This window comes from Asanoa siamensis, from assembly GCF_016862555.1.
In the GTDB taxonomy this organism is placed as follows: Bacteria; Actinomycetota; Actinomycetes; order Mycobacteriales; family Micromonosporaceae; genus Asanoa; species Asanoa siamensis.
Genome location: NZ_BONE01000115.1, coordinates 1 through 20549, shown reverse-complemented (window position 1 = coordinate 20549; position 20549 = coordinate 1). Strand labels below are relative to the sequence as shown.

Sequence of the window (20549 nt, the reverse complement as noted above, 5' to 3'; positions counted from 1 at the left end):
CTAAGCCTGCCAGCCCGGCTTCATCGATGAAATGTCACCCAAGCCCGCTGTCGAGATCGACACGCGCCTGGGGAACGAGGCGCGCCAGTTGGTTGTCCAGAGGTTCGATCACGTTCCGATGCTGCCCGGGTCGAGAGCGACGAGGGCGCACACGGCGGCGACTTCCATGCTGGTGTCGGTACCGAGCAGGGACGCAACGTCGGCTGCGACGTGTGCCGCGACCGCGCCTCCCGGCCTCCGAGCGCCGCCAGCAGCTGCTCCTTCAACCGCGTGGTCGTCCTGTGACCGGTCAGCGGACACGAGATAGGGCTAAGCAACTCGGCGGCGCTGTCGACGCAGGGCGCGAGCTCCTCACTGAACGTTGGGCGCATCGAATCGTCGAATGTCTCCGGAGCTCCATAGCTGAGGGCGGTGACCACCCCGGCGACCTCGTGGCCGGGGATGGGTGGTGTTCGGTCACGGCCGAGGCGATCGACCCAGGTCGAGGGCCATCCCAGTTCGTTGCCGGTGAATCCTGACGCATGAACCTGAACGACGACATCGCCGTAGTTGGCGCCGTCGAGACATGCGAGCCGGGCCGCGTCCGGCCCGCGCCGCTCCACCAGCGTCATTCCGGCCGTTCCCGGCGGACCGGTCCGTCACCACGATCGTCGCTGTCGACATGGCCACTGGCGGGGCAGGTTTCGTCGCCGTTCGGCACGGCGCGGTGCGAAGCTCGGGTGCCGCCGGCGTTCGTTCACCTCGCTCGCCACCACCTGTGCGATCGAGCAGTTCGCCTACTGCCACGACCTCAGCTAGATCCTCGGCGAGGTGGACGACGTCGCGCGCCGCCAGGCTCCGGCCGACCCACCGGTCCTTCTGGCGGGACTGATGCCCGGCCCAGTTGGACCAACCGGTGTGTGGCGCGGCGCGGCAGGTGTCGCCGCGCCGATAGCGCGGCCTTCCCTGACTGCGGCCACCGCGAATGACCAGCGCCACTGCCGGGTCCGCCCAGGACCAGCCGATGACGCTGTTCAGAGACCCACCAAGAGTATGGAGGGCAGTTGGGTGCGTTGCACCGTCTGCTTGAAGTCCGCGGCGGCGGACCGGGAGCCGAGCTCGCGGCCGCCGCGTCGCACGGAACCTGCATCGAGGCGGCCAACAAAGTCGAGCGCGAATGCACTCGACAATCGCCGGAGGTCGGGACAACCAAACGCTTGTGACGCGGTCCCTACCGATCCAGAGCCATGCCGCCAAGGCATCCAGCCGCACCGATGGCGGCTGAGCAACCCCTGGGGACTGTCGGATCGAGAATCGGCTTAGGGGCATCCGCGGGGAACGTTCTAGTTTGACGACGCACGATCGGGAAAGCCGTTGACTGGAAAGCAACTAAGCGCGATCGGAGAGCTGTGGCTTGTGAAGCCACCGAGTCAGGCAACAACTGATGTGACTGTGGAGGCGGCAGTTGGGCAGTGAAGTCCGCTATCAGGACGATCAAGGTTTCGGGGCGGTCCTGGCCGGGCGGTTGATCGAGCCGGTGTTCCAGCCGGTGGTGGCGCTGGCCGATGGGCGGCCGGTCGGTTTTGAAGCGCTTGCCCGGGGGCCTAAAGGACGTTTCCATGAGGCGCCCGCGCTGTTTGCTGCTGCGGCACGCGCGGGACGATCGGCGGAGTTGGATTGGCTGTGCGCGACGACGGTGGCGCAACGGTACCGGCAGGCGCGTCTGCCCGGGTTGGCGATGTTCGTCAATCTCAACCCCGACACCTTGGCGAGCGACCCGCCCGACGAGCTGGTCGAGGCGTACGTGGAGTTGACGCAGGAGCGGCAGGTCGTCGTCGAGATCACCGAACATGCCGTGATGCGTGAGCCGGCGCGGCTGCTGGAGGCGGTCATGGACGCGCGCCGGCGCACGGCACGCATCGCCCTCGATGACATCGGCTCTGACCCGTCAAGTCTGGCCGCCCTACCGTTGATCAACCCGGACATCATCAAGCTCGACCGGTCGATCGTGCAGAGACGGTCGAACTCGTGGGCCGTCTCGCAAGTCGTCAACGCCGTCCTTGACGAGGCACAGCGGCGAGGCGCGCAGATCCTCGCCGAGGGCATCGAACGTCCCGAACACGTCGAGATCGCTCGATCGATGGGTGCGACCTTGGGCCAGGGATGGCTGTTCGGCCGGCCCGGGCCCTTGCCGCAGGACATCCGGCCCTCCAAGCTTCCCCTGGCCCGCGTCAGCCCGCGTAACGTCCCTCTGACAACGCCATTCCAGGTGCTGGCCGCGGACGCACCCGTTCACCCGACCTCCCACGAGGTGTTCACCACCATGGCCGCGCACATCGAAAACCAGGCCAGCCAGACAAGGAACCCCGCGATCCTCGCCGTCAACCTCGGTGACAGCCGACTCGACGACGAGGCCCGCCTCCGCTTCAACTACCTCACGTCAAAGGGCATCGAGGTCTTCGTCCTCGGCCGCGACGTCTCCTCCAGCCACGGACGGGTCCGCGAAATTCGTCTGGCCGACCGCGACCCCCTCGTCAAGGAGCGGACCGTCCTGTTTGTCGGCAGCCGCTACGGCAGCGGCGCCTTCGCCCGCCGCCGCACACCCAACGCCAGCGACGACGCCTACGATGCCGGCACCTGCTACAACGCGGACCGGATCATCGAGGCAGTCCTCACCATGGTCAACCGGCTGCCCACCTAGCGACCCCGGCCCGACGCGCCACAGCAGCTCGGTCGACGGACCGGTGCAGCCCGGGCCGGAGGCCTGCGGATCTTGGGGTGGTCGTCAGGTTGCGGCAGCCAGATAAGGCGCGAGGTTCCAGACTCGCAGCTTCGCGTCGGTACCGGTGGATATCAATAGTCGTCCGTCGGAGGAGCTGTTCGCCGCGACCACCTGGTCCCTGCCGTAAGCCTTCGCCCGGTACAACGCGGCATCTGCGGAGCCGATCAGCTGGTCGGTGTCGTTCATGGACAGTTCGCTGCCGACATCAGCGCTCGCGGTGCCGATCGAAGCGGTGACCGTAACCCCGTGGCCGTTGGTCGATGAGAACAGGCTCCCGTCGCACGGCGCGTCGCACCTCCAGCGTGAGCGTGCGGCGGAAGAAACGACGGTTGTGCACTCCGGTGAGGCTGTCGAGGTCTGCCAGGCGCTCCGGCTCCCGTAGTGCCGACGCTAGGTCGCCGGCGAGCCGGTTGTGGTCGCGAATGACCAGGATCAGGCGGACCACCACGCCTCCGAAGAGAATCAACACGATGACGAATGTCCTGCTGGTGGAGGACAACCGGTCGATGACGATCAAGGCAATCGTCGCGGCGGTGGCGATGACGAGCGGCCACGCGATCAGGTCGCGGCCGCGGGCCCTCTGTTGGGGGGGCGACTCAGGGACCCGGATGGCCGCGACGGCGGCGAGACACAGCATGACGGAGGCGACCTGAAAGCCCAATGTCTGCCATGGTGAGCTGATGTTCTTGACCAGTCTGCTGTAGGCGAGCAGGGCATGGGAGATCCCGGCGGCGACGTACGCCGCACCGACCAGCCAGCTCCACAGCGGAAGGCGACGCGGTCCCGAGGGCGAGCGCTGTCAGGGTGCTGACAACAGCTGCGCCGAGTAATGGATGCGCGAATGCCACGACGTTGCCCAGACCGCCATCCGTCGGTAGGGCAGGGACGATCACCAGCTCCCATCCGATCGCGCCGAGGCCGAAGACGAGCAGTCCCGCGTCGAGTAGCCTACGGAGCCGGCGTAGGTGCCCTGCGCCGGGGACGCCGATCAGAATCGCGGGAATGGCAAGGGCATACGAGGCAAGCTCAACACATCCGCGATGGAGACCGCCGGTAGGCCTGGTGACGTGGGGGAGCGCAAGGACACTGCGATGACCTTCAGGCGTTCGGCGAGGTCGATATCGCACTGTTGCTGATACCCGGCCTTAGAAAAACTGATTTCCGCTCGGCGGCGCACCTCCCGACACTCTCCGGCAGTGATGTCGGTCTGTCGGAGGTCGTCATGTCGGAACAACTCGCACGTTCCCGTTCGGGCGAAGCCGCTCCAACGACGGCGCGGGTGCCGGGCCGGGCGCAGTTACTCGTGTTGCTTGCCGCCAGCTGCCTGTCCGTGCTGGGCGCGGTGCTCATCGCGCCGGTGCTGCCCCAGATGGAGGCGATGGACACCGCCGCGGACGTTCTCGTACCTGTGGTGCTCACCGTGCCCGCGCTCGTGATCGGCCTGACGGCGCCTTTCGCCGGAATCATCGCTGACAGAGTGGACCGCAAGCGACTGCTGCTGGTCGGGCTGCTGCTCTACTCGGTCGTCGGCACCGCGCCCCTGTATCTGCCTTCGCTGCAGGCAATCCTGATCAGCCGTGTCCTGGTTGGAGTCTGCGAGGCGGCCATCATGACGTCCGCCACCACACTCATCGGCGACTACTGGTCCGGCCCGCAACGCAGCCGCTACCTGAGCCTGCAGACCCTCGTCGCGTCCCTGTCGGCGACGGTGTTCCTGGCCCTCGGTGGAGCGTCGGGAACCCAGGGCTTGCGAACGCCGTTCTCGGTGTACGGCATCGCCCTCGTGCTCGTCCCGCTCGCCGCGAAGCTCATCTGGCAGCCCGGGGGTCACCGCGCCGCGGGTGAGCGGTTGACGCCGCTGCCGTGGCGCTCGCTGCTGACCCCCTACCTGGTCACCTTCGTCGGCGGCATCGTGTTCTATGCGCTCATGCCAACGGGTTTCGGCACCGGCATGCTGCTCCCGACGCTGCTGACGTGGGCGGTCAACCGGCTCGACTTCGCCCAACGTGGCCGCGGCACAGGCGTGTGGACGGGCGCGCTGTTCGTCGGTCAGTTCATCTGCCCGCTGCTGATCGCCGCGATCGGCGCCGGCGTCGGCGGCCTCCAACCGTCGATCGGCGTCTTGGGCATCATCGCCGTCGTCATGGCGGTGACCTGCGCGCTGGTCATCAGGCGCAACAACACTCCACTCGACATCACCAACGACCGATCAACGGACCAGCGAGCAGGCTTCCCGGAAGGCCGGGGGCAGGGCTGGGCCGGCGCGGCGGGAGGTGGGCGAGGGGCCGCAGCAGCTCGCCGCCCGTAGCTCGACCCAGATCCTGACCGAGTCGTACTCGGCGCGACCCCGGTCGACTCGGGTTACGCCGCGTGGACCGTCAAGCCCCACGGCCTCGGGCGCTGTCGCCCGAGGCCGTCTCACCCTGCCGGTGGCGGCCCGGTCGTGCCACGCACCACGAGCGTGGGGGAGAGCGTGATCTGTGCTGAGCGGCGGGCACGGTCGGCTATCCGTTCGAGCAGCAGCCGTGCCGCGTCGGCGCCGATCTGTCGACCGGCCTGGTCGACGCTGGTCAGCGAGACCTGGCTGAACGTCGCGAACGGGGTGTTGTCGTAGCCGGCTACGGAGATGTCGCCCGGGACGGACAGGCCAGCCTGGGCCACGGCCTCGAGCGCACCCATCGCGGCGATGTCCGCCCCGGCGAATATCGCCGTCGGACGCCGCGGCCGGTCGAGGAGCTCCCGTGCCCCGGTGAAGCCACCTTCGCGGGTGTACGTCCGGGAGACGACGTCGATCTCGGCCTGGAGGCCATGGCGCCGCATGGCCCGCCGGTAGCCCTCGGCTCGGACCATGTTGGGCATCTCCTCGATGCACGACGGCTCGGTCTCCAGGTGCTCGATGTGCGCTATCCGACGATGGCCCAGGCTGACCAGGTGGTCGACGACCAACGCGGCACCGGCGATGTCGTCGTCGGCGACGGTGTCGAAGATCGTGCTGCGGGCGTGCCGGCCGACGATGACCGTCGCGATGGTGCCGGCGACGTGCTCCAGGTGCGCGCGCGGTGACACCGGGGCGATCAGGATGATGCCGTCCATGCTGCGGTCGATCATCGAGTCGATGGTCTTCGCCTCGGCCAGCTCGCCGGCACATCCCGGCGCGAGCAGGACCTGGTAGTCGGTGTCGCGCAGCCAGCTCGTCACCCCGTCGAGAACCTCGGGAAAGAACGGGTTGGCGATGTCGGGGACCATGACGCCCAGCGTGTAGGTCTGGCCGCGTAGGCCGCGGGCGGCGGCCGAGGGACGGTAACCGAGCTCGGCGATCGCCTGGTGGACCTTTTCCCGCATCGAAGGACTGGTGCCGTACGCGTTGCGCAGGACCTTCGACACCGCCGTGGTCGAGACCTGGGCATGGCGCGCGACGTCGACGATGGTGACCCGTCGATGCTGCACCGGCCGCGTCATGGCCACCTCCGCACCAATGTGGAAAACGTTGCCGAGTGCGAGACGCTTCGCCGGCTATCCGTGTGAGGTTACGGAGCAAGGCACTGCTGGACAAGTCCCTTGACGTCGTTCCGGTGAACTTCTAGGGTCGGGCGAAACATTTGGGCAACGTTACCCACGACAGTGGTTGATCCTTACACCCCTCGCCGGAGCCGCCTCCGAAGCGGGTGAAGCGGGGGGACTCCGGGTTGCGACCGAGGGATTGGCTGGCATTCCATATGAAACGTTCCAATGAGTTGGCCCGGCCGGACGCCGCATCCGTCGTCCGGCACGCCGACCCCGGGCCGGTCGCGACCCGCTCCCGCCGACCCCGCACCGGCCCACCCTGGTGGTTCGTCGTGCCGGCCATGGTGCTGTTCGCGTTCGTCGTCCTGGTTCCCAGCGTCCGCGGTGTGTACTACGCGTTCACCGACTGGGACGGCCTGGACCCGAACTTCTCCTTCGCCGGGCTCGACAACTTCGTCGAGATGACCCGGGACGCCGACGCCCGGCAGGCCATCTGGCACACCCTGCTGATCGCAGTCTCGATCACGATCATCCAGAACGGGTTCGGCCTGGCCCTCGCGCTCGGCGTCAACACGATGATCAAGTCGCGGAACGTACTGCGGGTCTTCCTGTTCGCGCCGGCCGTGATCACCCCGATCGTCACCGCTTACCTATGGCGCAACCTGCTCGCGCCCGACGGCGCGGTCAACAGCCTGCTCGGCGCGGTCGGCCTCGACTCCTGGCAGCAGAACTGGCTCGGCGACCCGGAGCTCGCCCTCTGGTCGATCGTCGGGGTGATCGTCTGGCAGTTCGGCGGCTACTCGATGGTCATCTTCCTCGCCGGCATGCAGTCGATCTCCAAGGACATCTACGACGCCGCGGCCATCGACGGCACCGGACCCGTCCGCCGGTTCTGGTCGGTCACCCGCCCGCTGCTCGCACCAGCCTTCACGATCAACCTGATGCTCTCGATCATCGGCGGCATCAAGCTCTTCGACCAGGTGTACGCGCTGACCGGAGGCGGGCCTGGCCACGCCACCGACACGATGTCCACCCTCATCTACAAGGACGCGTTCACCCTCGGCGAGTTCGGCTACAGCATCGCGCTGGCCGTCGTGCTCACGGTCATCGTCGCGGTCGCCTCGACAAGCCAGTACTTCGTGCTGGCGCGCAACGAAAGGGCGGCCTCATGAACCGCTACACCCGTCGCACCTTCAGCCTCGAACTGCTGATGATCGCCATCGCCCTCGTCGTCGCGTTCCCCGTGTACGTCCTGGTGAACCTGGCCATCCGGCCGCCGTCGGACACCTCGTCGCCGCTGCGGCCGACCCTGGCGCCGACCTTGGACAACTTCACGCAGGCCTGGCAGCAGGGCGCGCTCGGCGGTGCGCTCGGCAACAGCGCCCTGGTCACGGTCGTCAGCGTGCTCATCGTCATCGCGATCTCCGCGCTGGCCGCGTATCCGCTGGCCCGCGTCACCGCGCGTTGGTCCCGGGGCGTCTTCCTGCTGATCATGTTGGGGCTGATGCTGCCGTTCCAGCTCGCCGCGCTGCCGCTCTACCAGACCATGCGTGACCTCAACCTGCTCGGCTCCGCCTGGGCGCTGATCGTGTTCTACTCCGGCCTGCAGGTGCCGTTCACGACGTTCCTCTACATCGGATTCCTTCGCGCGCTGCCCCGCGACTTCGAGGACGCGGCGTCGATCGACGGGTGCACCGCTTGGGAGTGCTTCCGGCACGTCGTGTTCCCGATGCTCAAGCCCATCACCGTCACCGCGATCGTGCTGAACGCGGTCAGCATCTGGAACGACTTCTTCACCCCGCTGCTGTACCTGTCCGGCAGCACCCAGCAGACCGTGCCGGTGGCCATCTCCGGCTTCGTCGGGCAGTACGTCTCCGACTGGAACCTGATCTTCGCCGCGTTGTTGATCAGCATGATCCCGATCTTGATCGTCTATTTCGCGCTTCAACGCAGCATCATCAACGGCTTCGCCGGAGGGCTCAAAGGATGACACACCCGTACGGTCTGCGGACCGAGCACCGTGTCGAACCGCTCGGATTGGACGCCACCCGGCCGCGCCTGTCCTGGAAGCTGCGCGCCGACCGACGCGACGCGACCCAGAGCGCCTACCGGCTCACCGTCGCCGCCCAGCCGGCCGACCTCGACGAGCCGCGGCGCCTGCTCTGGGACAGCGGCCGGCGCGGTGGCGACGACCTCGAGGTGACCTGGGACGGTCCGCCGCTACGATCGGCCACCCGCTACTTCTGGCGGGTCGCGGTCTGGGACGAGCGCGGCGAGGACGCGTCGGTGGCCCAAAGCTGGTTCGAGACCGGCCTGCTCCACCGCGATGACTGGGTCGCGGCCTGGATCGCCCGCGACCCCACCGTCCTGCCGCTTGTCGACCCGCCCACCGACCACGACGAGCCGGCCCGGCCGGTGCTGCAGCTACGCCGCGAGTTCGACCTCGACCGGATCCCGGTCCGCGCCCGTCTGTATGCCACCGCCCGAGGCGTCTACGAGCCGCGGCTCAACGGGCAGCGGGTCGGTGACCTGGAACTCGCCCCCGGCTGGACGGAGTACCACCACCGCATCCAGTACCAGACCTACGACGTCACCGACCTGCTCCGCGACGGTCGCAACGTGCTGGGCGCGCTCGTGGCCGACGGCTGGTGGTCCGGCTACCTCGGGTTCGACCCGCGCCGGGCCGCCCAGCACTACGGCGACCACCCCAGTTTCCTTGCCCAGCTCGTCGTCGACTTCGCCGACGGCTCCCGCCAGGTGATCGCCACCGACGCCAACTGGGTCGAACGGCCCGGCGCCATCCGCGCCGCCGACCTCCTGATGGGCGAGTACGTCGACGCCCGCCGGACGGTGCCGGACTGGGATGCGCCGACGGGTTCGAACTCGGGCTTCGCGAAGGTGGTCATCGACGACACCGAACCCGGTCCGCTCGTCGCGGAGCCGGACCAGCCCATCCGCGTCATCCGCGACGTGCGCCCGGTCGCCGTGCATCCGCGGAAGTCGGGCCGCACCATCGTCGACTTCGGACAGAACCTCGTCGGCCGGATCCGACTCACCATCCGCGGCGCGGCCCCGGGGCAACGGATCACCGTCCGGCATGCCGAGGTGCTCGACGACGGCGAGCTGTACCTCGACAACCTGCGGCGCGCGGATGCCACTGACGTGTACGTCGCTGTCGGCACCGGAACGGAGACGTTCGAACCGCGGTTCACCATCCACGGCTTCCGCTACGTCGAGATCGCCCACCTCGCGGCGGAACCCGACGTCGTGGCGCGGGTGATACACAACGACACCCCGTTCGACGGCACCTTCGAATGCTCCGACGCCGCGGTCAACCAGCTTCAGAGCAACATCACCTGGGGACAGCGGGGCAACTTCGTCGCCGTCCCGACCGACTGTCCGCAGCGCGACGAGCGGCTCGGCTGGCTCGCCGACGCGCAGATCTTCGCGCCGACCGCCAGCCGCAACGCCGACGTGTCGGCCTTCCTCGCCCGCTGGCTGCGCGACGTCCTCGAGGGGCAGGACTCCGACGGAGCCTTCCGCGACGTGGCCCCGGTCATCGGCCTAGACCGCGAGGCGGCACCGGCATGGGGCGACGCCGGCGTGATCATTCCGTGGCATCTGTGGCGCACCTACGGTGACCGGGTCGCGCTGGAGCGCTCGTTCCCGTCAATGGTCGCCTGGGTTGACCACATCCGCCGCCACAACCCCGACCTGCGCTGGCGGCACCACACCGGCAACTCCTACGGTGACTGGCTGCAGGTCGACGCGACGACACCGCGCGACGTGCTCTCGACCGCCTACTTCGCCCGCAGCGCGCAGATCGTGGCGGAAGCCGCCGAGGTGCTGGGCCACCACGACGTCGCCGCCGCCCACCGCGGGCTGCACGGCGCGATCCGGGCCGCGTTCGCCGACTCGTACGTCGGCGACGACGGCACGATCGAGGGCGGCACCCAGACCGGCTACCTGCTGGCGCTGGCGTTCGACCTGCTGCCCGCCAACCTCGTCCGCGCGGCGGTCGACCACCTGGCGGCGGACATCGAGAAGCGCGACACCCGCCTGACCACCGGGTTCCTCGGCGTGGCCCTGCTGTGCCCGGTACTCGCCGAACACGGCCGGGCGGACCTGGCGTACGGCCTGCTGCACCAGGAGAAGTTCCCGTCCTGGATCTACTCGATCCAGCAGGGTGCGACGACGATCTGGGAGCGCTGGGACGGCTGGACCCGGCACGGGGGCTTCCAGTCGCCGGCGATGAACTCGTTCAACCACTACAGCCTCGGCAGCGTCGGCGACTGGCTCTACGGCCGGGTCGCCGGAATCGACCAGACCCCCACCTCGGTGGGCTATCAGGAACTGCTCCTGCGGCCACTGCCCGGCGGGCGGCTCACCTGGGCCCGCGCCCAGCAGGAGACCGTCCGCGGCACGGTCACCTGCGGCTGGTCGATCAAGGACGGACGGATCACGGTGACGGTCGCCGTCCCGCCCGGCAGCACCGCGATCCTCGAGATCCCCACCTCCGACCCGGCCAGCGTCAAGGAAGGCGGCCGTCCCGCCGCCGACCAGCCGGGCGTGCGCACGGTCCAGCCGTCAGCCGCCGGGGCAACCCTGCGTCTGGCGTCGGGGCGCTACACCTTCAGCGCCACGTCTCAGGGCGCTTAGCCAACGCAGCGGCATAAGAGGAGCGCAGATGAATAGATCGAAATTGGCGGCCGTGGTCGCGGCGACCGTCTCCGTCCTGCTGGCGACCGCTTGTAGCGGTGGGACCAACGCCGCCTCCGGCGACAAGGCCGAGGACAACACCCTCACCCTCGCCTCCGTCGACCAGGGCTCGGTCGAAGAGGTCATCAAGGCCTTCGAAGCGAAAAACTCCGGGGTCAAGGTGAACTTCACGACCAGCGGAACCGACCAGTACCAGCAGCAGATCCGCACCCAGCTCGCCTCGGGCACCGCACCGGACGTCATGTCGGTATGGCCCGGCAACGGCAACCCCGGCGCCACCTACGTCCTGGCCAAGCCCGGCTACCTGCTGGACCTCTCCGACCAGGCATGGGCCGCGAAGTACCCCGACGCCGTCAAGAGCGTCGCACAGTACGACGGCAAGACGTACAACGCCATCTTCGGCCTCAACGGTATCGGCGCCGTCTACAACGAGGACGCACTGAGCAAGTCGGGTCTGACCGCACCACAGACGTGGACGCAGCTGCTGGACTTCTGCCGGGCGGCGGCAGGCAAGGGCACGCCGGCGTTCGCGCTGGGCATCCAGGACAACTGGGTCACCCAGCTCGTGCTCTACGCCCTTGTCGCCACGACCGTCTACGCCGACGACCGCGACTTCGACAAGAAGATGCAGGCCGGGCAGGCGACCTTCGCCAACTCGCCGTGGACCACCGCGATGGCGAAGTACCAGGACATGGAGAAGGCGGGCTGCTTCCAGAAGAACCCGCTCGGCACCAGCTACGAGGCCAGCCAGGAGCTCGCCGCCACCGGCAAGACCCTCGGCCTCGTGCAGGGCAACTGGGTGATCGCGCTGCTCAAGAAGAAGAACCCGAACGGCAAGTTCAGCATCAAACCGCTGCCGGCCACCGACAACCCGGCGGGCTTCGTGATGCCGGCGGCCGCCGGCGCCGGTTACGGCGTCAACGCCAAGGCGAAGAACAAGGACCTGGCGCTCACGTTCGTCAACTTCGTCATGTCGCCGGAAGGCATGAACCTCTACGTCAAGCAGCAGGGCGGCGTGCCCGCGCTGGCCGACACGGGCTACGACCTCGACCCGTCGCTGACCGAGCTGTCCACGTTCATCAACGACAACCGCACGGTGCCGTTCATGGACCAGCTCTGGCCCAACGCCAAGATTCAGCAGACGATGCTCAGCGGCCTGCAGGAGATCTTCTCCGGGCAGTCCACACCGGACAAGGTGCTCGGCGCGATGGACACCGACTACAAAGCCGGCACGTGACCGACTTTCCCGCTGACTTCCACTGGGGCGCCGCCACGGCGGCGCACCAGGTGGAAGGCGGCAACGTCAACAGCGACTGGTGGGATTTCGAGCACGACCCCGGGTCGGCGGCCATCGAGTCGTCCGGACACGGGATCGACCACTACCACCGGTACGCCGAAGACTTCGCCCTGCTGCGCTCGCTCGGCCACAACACACACCGGCTCTCGGTGGAGTGGTCGCGCATCGAGCCGGCGGCAGGGGAGTTCAGCGTCGCCGCGCTGAACCACTACCGACGGGTGCTGACGGCCTTGATCGACGCCGGCCTGACGCCTTTCGTCACTCTGCACCACTTCACCCTGCCGCGCTGGTTCGCCGCCCGCGGCGGCTGGCTGGCGCCGGACGCCGTCGACCGGTTCGGCCGCTACTGCCGGCAGGTCGGCGCGGCGCTCGGCGACCTGATTCCATTCGTGTGCACCGTCAACGAGCCGCAGATGGTGGCCCTGCACGGTTATCTCGAGGGCTACCACCCGCCCGGGCTCACGGACCCAGTGCTGTGGAAACGGGTCGGCGGCGTGCTGCTCGACGCCCACCGGGAGGCGTTGCGGGCGATCCACGCCACCTCGCCGACCTCCAGCGCCGGCCTGTGCGTCCAGATGCCCTTGCTGGCACCGATTCGCGACGAACCCGCCTGCCAAGCCCTGTACGAGCTCATGCAGCACGAGATCGTCGACCGGTACCTCGACGGGGTAACCGGCGATTGGCTCGGTGTGCAGTACTACCGCAAGCAGTGGGTCGACCCGGCGTCACCGACGTTTTTTGCGGCGCCTCCGCCGGAGTTCCCGCTCACGCAGATGGGATGGGCGGTCCACCCTGACGGGCTGCGACAGGTTCTGCACCATGCCGCCAAGCGCACGGGGTTGCCGTTGTTCGTGACCGAGAACGGCATCGCCACCACCGACGACCATGAGCGCGTCGATTACCTGGACGGCCATCTGGCCGCGGTAGCCGCAGCCCGGGCCGAAGGGGTCGACGTTCGGGGTTACCTGCACTGGTCCGCCTTCGACAACTTCGAGTGGAGCGAGGGTTACCGACCGACGTTCGGCCTGGTGGCTGTCGATCGGGCCCACGGCTTCGCGCGGGTACCCAGGCCCAGCGCGTACGCGTTCGGCCGGGTCGCCGCCACAGGACGGCTCGCGGACCTCCGCGGGCTCAGCACCGCCTGAGAACCGACCGGTAAGGAAGGGAGAACGGGTGCCAACCAACAAACGTACGGCGACCGCGACGATGGGTGCGATGCTGGCCTTGACCCTCGTGGCGCCCCCGTTCACGACGGGGGCGTCCGCGCACACTCGCGGGAGTTCGGCCGACGTCGAGGTCGTGAACCTCGCCGTCGACGGCCGTTACGACGCACCCCTTGGACTGGACAACCCCCGGCCGACCCTGAGCTGGCAGGTCGCCGAAACCCGACGCGCCGCCTCGCACCCCTGCTACCGCCCCAACGCGAAGGTCGCCTGCCCCGGTGACCGGCAGACCGGATACGAGATCCAGGCCGCGACCGACGCTGGCAAGCTCGCAGCCGGCAAGCTGATCTGGTCGTCGGGCAACGTTGTCAGCGGCGAGCAACGCGCCGTTTTCGGCAAGACCCTGCATTCCCGGGACAATGTCGCCTGGCGGGTCCGCGTCTGGGACGCCGGCAGGCGACCGTCCGACTGGTCGAAGCCGGCCACCTGGTCGACGGGCCTGCTCAACCAGAACGACTGGGGAGGCGCGCGGTGGATCGACTACCCCGACCGCGCTGAGAACCAGCCGCTTCCGATCTTCGCACGGCAGTTCTCCGTACCCCGCGGCAGGAAGGTCGCCGACGCGCGGCTCTACCTTTCGGGCGTCGGACTCCACCACGCCACCGTCAACGGTCGCGAGATCACCGACGAGGTCCTGGCACCGGGCAACTCCAACTACCAGCTCTCCAGCGAGTACCGCACCTACGACCTCACCAGGGCGCTGCGGTCCGGCGCCAATACGGTCGGCGTCGAGCTCGGCAACGGCACCGCCTACGTCCGGCGCAGCGTCACCAACCCCGCAGTCGGGCGGACCTCGCCGTACTCCTGGTGGCAGAGCCAGCTCAAGGGCAACGGTGTGCTCGCCGTCGACACCGCTGCCGGCGCGACCACCGTCAAGCTGGACAGCGTTGCCGGCTACCACGTCGGCGGCACGGTAAACGTCGACACCGGTGGTGGCGGCGACCGTCTCGAGTCCCGCACGATCACCGCGATCGGGACCGCGGGAGCTGACGGGACCGGAATCACGTTCACCCCGGCCCTCACGACCGGGCACGCGGCCGGTGCCAAGGTCTCCGGCTCGGGCAACAACATCGCCGCCAGCGACGCATCCGCCGGTGCGGCGGTGACCCCACGTTTCATCGGCCGGCTCGAGGTCACGTACACCGACGGCAGCCGCTCCGAGATCGTCACCGACCGGAGCTGGCGCACCGCGCTCGGCCCGCTGGTCACCGACGCCTGGTACTCGGGCTCCGACTATGACGCCCGCCGTGAGCAGCCCGGCTGGAACGAGGCCGGGTCGAACCTCGGCGCGACCGCGAAACGGCGCGACGGCACCGCCACCGAGTGGGTCAGCGCCGGCGTCGCACCGCCGCCGAACCTGGCCACGCGGCTGGTGGCCCGCGCGGCGGAGCCGGTCGTGGAGCAGGAGCGGTTCAAGCCTGTCTCGGTGACCAACCCCGTTCCCGGGACCTGGGTGTTCGACTTCGGCCAGAACATCGTCGGCTGGCCGGAGCTCAACCTGCGCGGCGTGCGGGCGGGCACGACCGTCAAGGTGGCGCCGGCCGAGTCGCTCAACGCCGATGGCACGGTCAACCAGGGCTCGCTGGGCCCGGGCGGGCGCGGCAGCGACCTGTTCAACACGTACACCGCCTACGGCGCGCACAAGGGCGAGTCCTGGCATCCGTTGTTCACCTACTTCGGCATGCAATGGGTCCAGGTCACCGGTCTGCCCGAGGGCTTCGTGCCGACCCGCGACCTGGTCACCGGCGTGCGGCTCCAGGCCGACACGCCCGCCGCGAGCGAGTTCACCACCTCGAACGCGCGGATCAACCGCATCCACAAGATGGCCCGCTACTCGTTCGCCGGCAACATGATGTCGGTCTTCACCGACTGCCCCGGCCGCGAGAAGCTGTCGTACCCGGCGGACTACACGATGCCGATGGGCTCGATCCACCGTAACTACGAGCTCGGCGCGTACCTGCGCACCTCGATGCACCACCTGGTCGAAGGGCAGTCGCTGGCGGACACCCCGATGGCCGGCAACGTGGCACTGAAGACCCCCGTGTACGACTGGGGTTACACCGGGCGGTTCGGCGACGAGATCAACTGGGGCAACGCCATCATTCTGGTGCCGGCGATGCTGTACGAGCTGTACGGCGACACCCAGACGATGGCGACGTACTACGACCGGATGACCGCGTTCGTCGACTACATCCAGCGGCAGAAGGTCGGCGTCGGCGACAACGCACACATCGTCGACGCCGCTCTGACCGACTGGGTATCGGCAGAGGACACCTCGGGCCGGATCACCGGCACCTGGGGCTACTACACCATGATCACCAAAATGGCGATGATGGCCGAGCTGACCGGGCACACCGCCGACGCGGCCTCGTACAGCGCGCTGGCCGTGGAGATCAGGGACGCCTTCAACCGCGCGTTCTTCAACGACACGCTCGGCTACTACACCGCCACCGGTAACGCCGGCACCGCCGGTGCGACCCAGTCGGCTCAGGCGCTCGCGCTCGACGCCGGACTCGTGCCGGACGACAAGCGGCAGGGCGTCGTCGACTACATGGTCTCCAACGTCTACGCGTTCCACCCCGAAGGTGACGGGCCGCACTTCAGCGGCGGCACCATCGGGATGGCGCCGACCGTGCGCAGCCTGGCCGCAGCGGGTCGCGACGACGTGCTCTGGGACCTGCTCCAGGAGGACGACTACCCGAGCTACGGCTACTTCATGGCGTCCACGCCCGAGAACCCCGGTGGCTTCACCACCATCGGTGAGCGCTGGACGCGCGGCAGCTCCAAGAACCACATGATCCTGGCGCAGATCGAAGAGTGGTTCCAATCGGGTGTCGCCGGCATCCGGGCCGCGGGTGGCTCGGTCGCCTACGACAATCTGGTGATCCAGCCGAAGGCGGTCGGGGACCTCAGCTACGCCAAGGGCAGCTACAAGACACCGAAGGGCGAGGCGCGTAGCGCCTGGACCAAGTCCGACCGTCGCTTCGAGCTGACGGTCACGGTGCCCACGAACACGACCGCGCAGGTCTGGTTGCCAACCGGCGACGGGCAATCCGTCCGTACGCCGGCACGGGCCACGTTCGAGCGGGTCGAGGGCGGCTACACCGTCTTTACCGTCCCTTCTGGACACTTCACGTTCAGGGCCGCATAGGGCCCTGACGGCATAAACAGGCGGTTGCCGGTGAGGTCGCTGATGGGCGGGACCTCACCGGCAACCGCCGCCGCTGGTTCACCCCGCAGCGCTCTGCTCCCGAACGACAAGGTCCGGCTGGTCGCCACCGGGGCGAAGTCGATGTCGTCGTAGCCGACGATCGCGATGTCGTCGGGCACCCGGAGGCCGACGAGCGCGATCAAACGGAGGCGCCGGTTGAGCCCGGTCCTGCGCCTGGTCAGATTGACCCTTGCCGCACCATGCCTGCTGCGATGCCACCAGCCGGCCCGGCGTTGACTGCACGGCTACTCGGGCAGCCGAATCGTGCCCGCCAGTTGGTAGGCCGGTCTGCTGATGCGTTGACGCCGGTGGACCGCAGCGGGCGGGTCGCCGACCGCGGCTTCGTCGCTGCGGTCGGCTGGCCGCGGGGGACGCGGCTGGAGGTTCGGGAACGGGCCGAGCTGTTCACGCTTCACGAGTCGGGCGGCTTTCCGTTCAACGTACCTGTCGTAGTTGTTCCCGATCAGCCAGGAGGCTCACGACACCCCAGGCTGGTTGAACTGACCGTCGTGGCTAATCGCGATGGCGTTGCTCTCGATCTGATTGAACACGTCCGCGGCCTGCTCGGCTGACGACCAGGTTCATACGATCGCGGGCAGCCCGGACAGGTGCAGCCGCGCCGTACGACGCGGCCACAACCCGAGTGAACCGGCCCACCATCCGGGCATAGAACCGGTCCAACTCCGCCGACCGCTGATCCCGGTCGGGATTGCTTGCTGTGGGGGCCCGGATGTCGTCCATAACCTTCGCCGCCGCCGCGGCCGCTGCGCATGCTCGTGGGGTGCCGGCTCAGAAGTCGCTCCTGGGAAGTGGACTGATCTGCCACCCGTCATTCGGGGGCTTGGGTCCGTTCGGTGTCGGCCAAGGGGTGAAGTACACGTTGTCATAAATGTCCAGTAGTTGTGGTCGCCACTTACGAACGGGGTAGTAGAAGGTGAACCGTGAGCAACCCGGGTTGGCATCGTTCGCGTCGGGGTACCGCAGCGTATCCGGCGAGCCCACTCCGGTTGGATCGATCTCGATAAACACCCTGAAAGTGTCTATTCTCTGATCGCATACCATCAGTTCCTTTTTGTGATCATTGTAAACAGTGAAGAGGTAGGTGGCCTGCAACAACTGATATGGGCCGGATGGATCGGTCCACCACATCTCACCATGACGTTGACCCACGATCCCCGCGGCCTGCGCCGGCGGAACCGCGGCGGCCTGTACTGGCTGTGCCGCAACGGTGGCGGCCGTCAGCAGAGACAGACTGACTGTGACCAATCGGACCACTACTGTGCGCCAGCGCGCCATCACGTGATTAGCGGGCGACGATGGCCGGCGTTGTGCGAGGAGGCGTGACAACCGAATCCCTTTCTCATCATCCACGGGTGATGCCGGCGATCATAATGATGATCTCCTTCACCGACCTTTCAACACCCGACGGCCGGCCACAGCGGCTCCCTCCGCCAGCCGTGTGGTGCCATAGGACTTGGCCGCCTTCCGTACGAACGCGCACGGTAGCCCAGCGTGTCCGCCCAGCGCGGAAACGACCGCGATTCCGCCCATCTCCAGCCCGCCAGCACCTCGGTGCCTTCAGGGGATAATCTCGGCCAGGTGCTCGGCCATCTCGTCGAGCAGCACCGGATCGGCCTCGAACTGGTATTTGTCGAAGTACTCATGTGTCGACCGTCCAGAAACGCAGCACGAACCGCCCAGTCACATGGCAGGCGGCATAGATCTGCAACGCCAAGCTGGTACGGGTCACAGTGCCCAGCACGCCAGCAGCCACCCACGGCACGCCGTCGACCGCCTCGAAGAAGGCGGCATCACCGCTACCCGTGCCCAAGGAGCTCTTCGTACACGCCGGTCTGCCTCCATGTATTGCGGCGACCCACATCAGGCGTTGCGGCTTGCCCTTGCCGGAATACGCGGTGCCGAACGGCGACGGCCTCGGCGAACACGGCCATATCCGCCGCGCTGAATCGGAGGAAACTGCGGTCACCGGGCACCGTCATGAACTCGGCCGAGCCCTCCGCGCAGCCGACCTCCAGCTCCTCGTGTCGTCTGACCAGTACCAATCAGCGCTCAGCCGACCCTGCGGCGGCGTGCGGGGAGGAGGGTGCGGTGCGCACCGGCAACGAGTAAATCAATCAGGGGTTCGGCGTCGGCGGGGCGGTTGGGATCTCTTGACCGTAGTCGGTGACCACTGGGCGCTTGCCCAGCGGTTCCTTCAGTGTCACCGTCACCGGGTAGTGCTGGCCCAGGTCTGTGCCGCTTCCGACCGGCTCGCGGACCCGCACCTTTACCACCACGCGGTCCGAATCCTGTGTGGTCACCTCGGCGCGGGCTGTCGAGTCCGGCCGGGCAACGACGACCAGTGTGAGCGTCGTGCCGGCCGGGTCGACCTGGTAGGAGTCCACCGCGGCTTCCTCTCGTCGCCCGAGCATGCCGCGAGCAGCAGTGCGGCCGCGACGGCGATGGCTCCTAGGTTTCTCACTCCAGATATCCCGGCAATCCGTAGTAGATGTCCCAGATATCAGTAAACACCTGGTGGCATTGGTCGAACAGGCCGCCGTAGAAGTCGTCACCGCCTCCGCCGCCGCCGCTGTGCACGCCCTTGGCGGTCACACCGCTGGATGTGGCGGTGGAGACCGAACCGCCCGAGTCGCCGCCGCGGGTACACCAGCCCTGTCGGTTGCGGCTCTCCGACGCGCTCCGTACCACGCTGCCGTCGTTGTAGGCCCAGTTGACCTGGGTGGTGTCCACGGTCCAGCCGCAGATCTCGCCACTGTAGGAGGCGCCGGTGCAGTACTGGTCGCCGGAGGCGGCGCGCCGGCTCCACATGCCGAGCACAGCCGAGCTGCTGGTGGAGTTGGACGCGCCGCGGTAGATCCTGCCGGCGGATGTCTTGCCGGAGCTGACCGTGATGATCGCGCCGTCGCCGTGGTAGCCGGAGTAGCCGGGCACGGTGACCGTGCCGACCCCGTTGTTCCAGGTCTCGTGGCGGCCCGCCGTGATACTGCCCATCGACGAGGTCAGCGTGCTCACCGATCCACCACCGGGCGCGCAGTGCCCGGCGGTCACCATCGCGTACGCCGATCCGACGCGCCAGGAGAACGCGTCCGAGCACGACCCGGCTGGGGCGTTGATCCGCGAGCCACCGTAGAACGGGCTGTTGTCAGCGAGCCTGCCGACCTGCGGGGAGAGCTGCGGGTTCGGCGCGAGCATCAGCACCACGTTCTGTGTCCCGTGCGCCGCCACGATCGCTTTCGCGAGGGTCGGGGTGAGCTTGGCGGCGCTGAGGATGACCCGGCCGGTGCTGCGCTCCACCGCGGTCCGGTAGATGTCCGCGTCCGCGAACGCGGGGTCGCGGCTCCAGTCGATGAGGTCGTCCTTGTCCTTCTCGACCGCTGACCGGCTCCGCGTCGCGGCGACAGCGACAGCGTTGAGCCCTGGAGCCTTGGTAGCGGCCATTTGCAGCGCGCCGGCTCTCTTCTGTGCGGTTTCCGCGTTCTCGGCCAGGGTGCTCGCCAGCGTGACCTGCTTGCCCGCGGCCATGGCGGCGAGCGCGCTGCGGCCCCGTGATGTGACCACACCCATCGACAGGGTGCCGTCGGTGATGTTCGGCGAGGCGTACCCGAAGTCGTCCGGGTAGGCCTCGCTCAGCGCGTCGTACGCCGCCCAGGCGTCGCGCAGTTTCTCCGGCACGACCTGGTCGTGCGTCGCCGCGATGACGGTGAGCCCGGAGACATCGACGTAGTCGGTTGGGGCCGCGTCGGCGGCGGCCGGTTGTGCTGCAAACTAGGCTAGCTTGTTTTTTAACTGGTGCGGCGGGGTCTCGGGTTTGTT

The 20549-nt window shown here is 68.1% G+C and carries 16 protein-coding genes; 9 read left to right on the top strand and 7 right to left on the bottom strand.

Translation table 11 applies throughout. The features are described from left to right. The first annotated feature begins 1444 nt into the window (after positions 1-1444). Entirely contained in the window at positions 1445-2680 is a 1236-nt protein-coding gene (locus Asi02nite_RS37940) for an EAL domain-containing protein (RefSeq protein ID WP_203718884.1), read from the top strand. Between the two features lie 84 nt (positions 2681-2764). Here the strand turns inward: Asi02nite_RS37940 and Asi02nite_RS37935 are convergent, their stop codons facing one another. Beyond that, positions 2765-2947, bottom strand: coding sequence for a hypothetical protein (locus Asi02nite_RS37935; RefSeq protein WP_239127595.1), 183 nt, complete (start codon positions 2945-2947; stop codon positions 2765-2767). Positions 2948-2966: 19 nt separating this feature from the next. Further along, the gene (locus Asi02nite_RS37930) at positions 2967-3422 is read right to left on the bottom strand and encodes a PleD family two-component system response regulator (RefSeq protein ID WP_203718883.1); all 456 of its coding nucleotides are present in this window, start codon (positions 3420-3422) and stop codon (positions 2967-2969) included. Positions 3423-3890: 468 nt separating this feature from the next. Here Asi02nite_RS37930 and Asi02nite_RS37925 point away from each other — a divergent pair, with 468 nt between their 5' ends. Beyond that, on the top strand, positions 3891-5069 hold the full coding sequence (locus Asi02nite_RS37925; protein ID WP_239127593.1) for an MFS transporter: 1179 nt from the start codon (positions 3891-3893) through the stop codon (positions 5067-5069). Positions 5070-5179: 110 nt separating this feature from the next. Here the strand turns inward: Asi02nite_RS37925 and Asi02nite_RS37920 are convergent, their stop codons facing one another. After that, positions 5180-6220, bottom strand: a complete 1041-nt coding sequence (locus Asi02nite_RS37920; protein WP_203718882.1) for a LacI family DNA-binding transcriptional regulator — start codon at positions 6218-6220, stop codon at positions 5180-5182. Between the two features lie 257 nt (positions 6221-6477). On the opposite strand from Asi02nite_RS37920, the gene Asi02nite_RS37915 reads away from it, so the two are divergent. The 7 genes from Asi02nite_RS37915 to Asi02nite_RS37885 all read left to right on the top strand — a co-directional run bounded on the left by Asi02nite_RS37915 (position 6478) and on the right by Asi02nite_RS37885 (position 17287). Next, the gene (locus Asi02nite_RS37915; protein WP_203718881.1) at positions 6478-7437 is read left to right on the top strand and encodes a carbohydrate ABC transporter permease; all 960 of its coding nucleotides are present in this window, start codon (positions 6478-6480) and stop codon (positions 7435-7437) included. After that, positions 7434-8255, top strand: coding sequence for a carbohydrate ABC transporter permease (locus Asi02nite_RS37910; protein WP_203718880.1), 822 nt, complete (start codon positions 7434-7436; stop codon positions 8253-8255). The genes Asi02nite_RS37915 and Asi02nite_RS37910 overlap by 4 nt, the downstream gene beginning before the upstream one ends. Continuing rightward, the gene (locus Asi02nite_RS37905) at positions 8252-10924 is read left to right on the top strand and encodes an alpha-L-rhamnosidase (RefSeq protein WP_203718879.1); all 2673 of its coding nucleotides are present in this window, start codon (positions 8252-8254) and stop codon (positions 10922-10924) included. The genes Asi02nite_RS37910 and Asi02nite_RS37905 overlap by 4 nt, the downstream gene beginning before the upstream one ends. A gap of 28 nt (positions 10925-10952) precedes the next feature. Next, the gene (locus Asi02nite_RS37900) at positions 10953-12221 is read left to right on the top strand and encodes an ABC transporter substrate-binding protein (RefSeq protein ID WP_203718878.1); all 1269 of its coding nucleotides are present in this window, start codon (positions 10953-10955) and stop codon (positions 12219-12221) included. After that, the gene (locus tag Asi02nite_RS37895; protein ID WP_203718877.1) at positions 12218-13426 is read left to right on the top strand and encodes a glycoside hydrolase family 1 protein; all 1209 of its coding nucleotides are present in this window, start codon (positions 12218-12220) and stop codon (positions 13424-13426) included. The genes Asi02nite_RS37900 and Asi02nite_RS37895 overlap by 4 nt, the downstream gene beginning before the upstream one ends. A gap of 28 nt (positions 13427-13454) precedes the next feature. After that, positions 13455-16655, top strand: coding sequence for an alpha-L-rhamnosidase (locus Asi02nite_RS37890; RefSeq protein ID WP_239127591.1), 3201 nt, complete (start codon positions 13455-13457; stop codon positions 16653-16655). A 359-nt stretch (positions 16656-17014) separates the two neighbouring features. Continuing rightward, the gene (locus Asi02nite_RS37885) at positions 17015-17287 is read left to right on the top strand and encodes a hypothetical protein (RefSeq protein WP_203718876.1); all 273 of its coding nucleotides are present in this window, start codon (positions 17015-17017) and stop codon (positions 17285-17287) included. 217 nt (positions 17288-17504) lie between these two features. Here Asi02nite_RS37885 and Asi02nite_RS37880 read toward each other — a convergent pair whose 3' ends face one another. The 4 genes from Asi02nite_RS37880 to Asi02nite_RS37865 all read right to left on the bottom strand — a co-directional run bounded on the left by Asi02nite_RS37880 (position 17505) and on the right by Asi02nite_RS37865 (position 20408). Next, a complete protein-coding gene (locus Asi02nite_RS37880; RefSeq protein WP_203718875.1) occupies positions 17505-18086 on the bottom strand; it encodes a hypothetical protein in 582 nt (193 codons plus the stop codon). A 289-nt stretch (positions 18087-18375) separates the two neighbouring features. After that, positions 18376-18546: a hypothetical protein gene (locus Asi02nite_RS37875; protein ID WP_203718874.1), complete on the bottom strand. Its 171-nt coding sequence runs from the start codon at positions 18544-18546 to the stop codon at positions 18376-18378. Between the two features lie 304 nt (positions 18547-18850). Beyond that, positions 18851-19120 (bottom strand): hypothetical protein, encoded by a 270-nt coding sequence (locus Asi02nite_RS37870; protein WP_203718873.1) that lies wholly within the window; start codon positions 19118-19120, stop codon positions 18851-18853. A gap of 73 nt (positions 19121-19193) precedes the next feature. After that, on the bottom strand, positions 19194-20408 hold the full coding sequence (locus Asi02nite_RS37865; protein ID WP_203718872.1) for a chymotrypsin family serine protease: 1215 nt from the start codon (positions 20406-20408) through the stop codon (positions 19194-19196). Positions 20409-20549: the final 141 nt, after the last annotated feature.

What these genes read in the sequence shown, in the direction of transcription:
- Asi02nite_RS37935 (WP_239127595.1), bottom strand. Translation starts at nt 2,947, where the DNA reads ATGAACGACACCGACCAGCTGATCGGCTCCGCAGATGCCGCGTTGTAC.
- Asi02nite_RS37900 (WP_203718878.1), top strand. Translation starts at nt 10,953, where the DNA reads ATGAATAGATCGAAATTGGCGGCCGTGGTCGCGGCGACCGTCTCCGTC.
- Asi02nite_RS37915 (WP_203718881.1), top strand. Translation starts at nt 6,478, where the DNA reads ATGAAACGTTCCAATGAGTTGGCCCGGCCGGACGCCGCATCCGTCGTC.
- Asi02nite_RS37905 (WP_203718879.1), top strand. Translation starts at nt 8,252, where the DNA reads ATGACACACCCGTACGGTCTGCGGACCGAGCACCGTGTCGAACCGCTC.
- Asi02nite_RS37910 (WP_203718880.1), top strand. Translation starts at nt 7,434, where the DNA reads ATGAACCGCTACACCCGTCGCACCTTCAGCCTCGAACTGCTGATGATC.
- Asi02nite_RS37920 (WP_203718882.1), bottom strand. Translation starts at nt 6,220, where the DNA reads ATGACGCGGCCGGTGCAGCATCGACGGGTCACCATCGTCGACGTCGCG.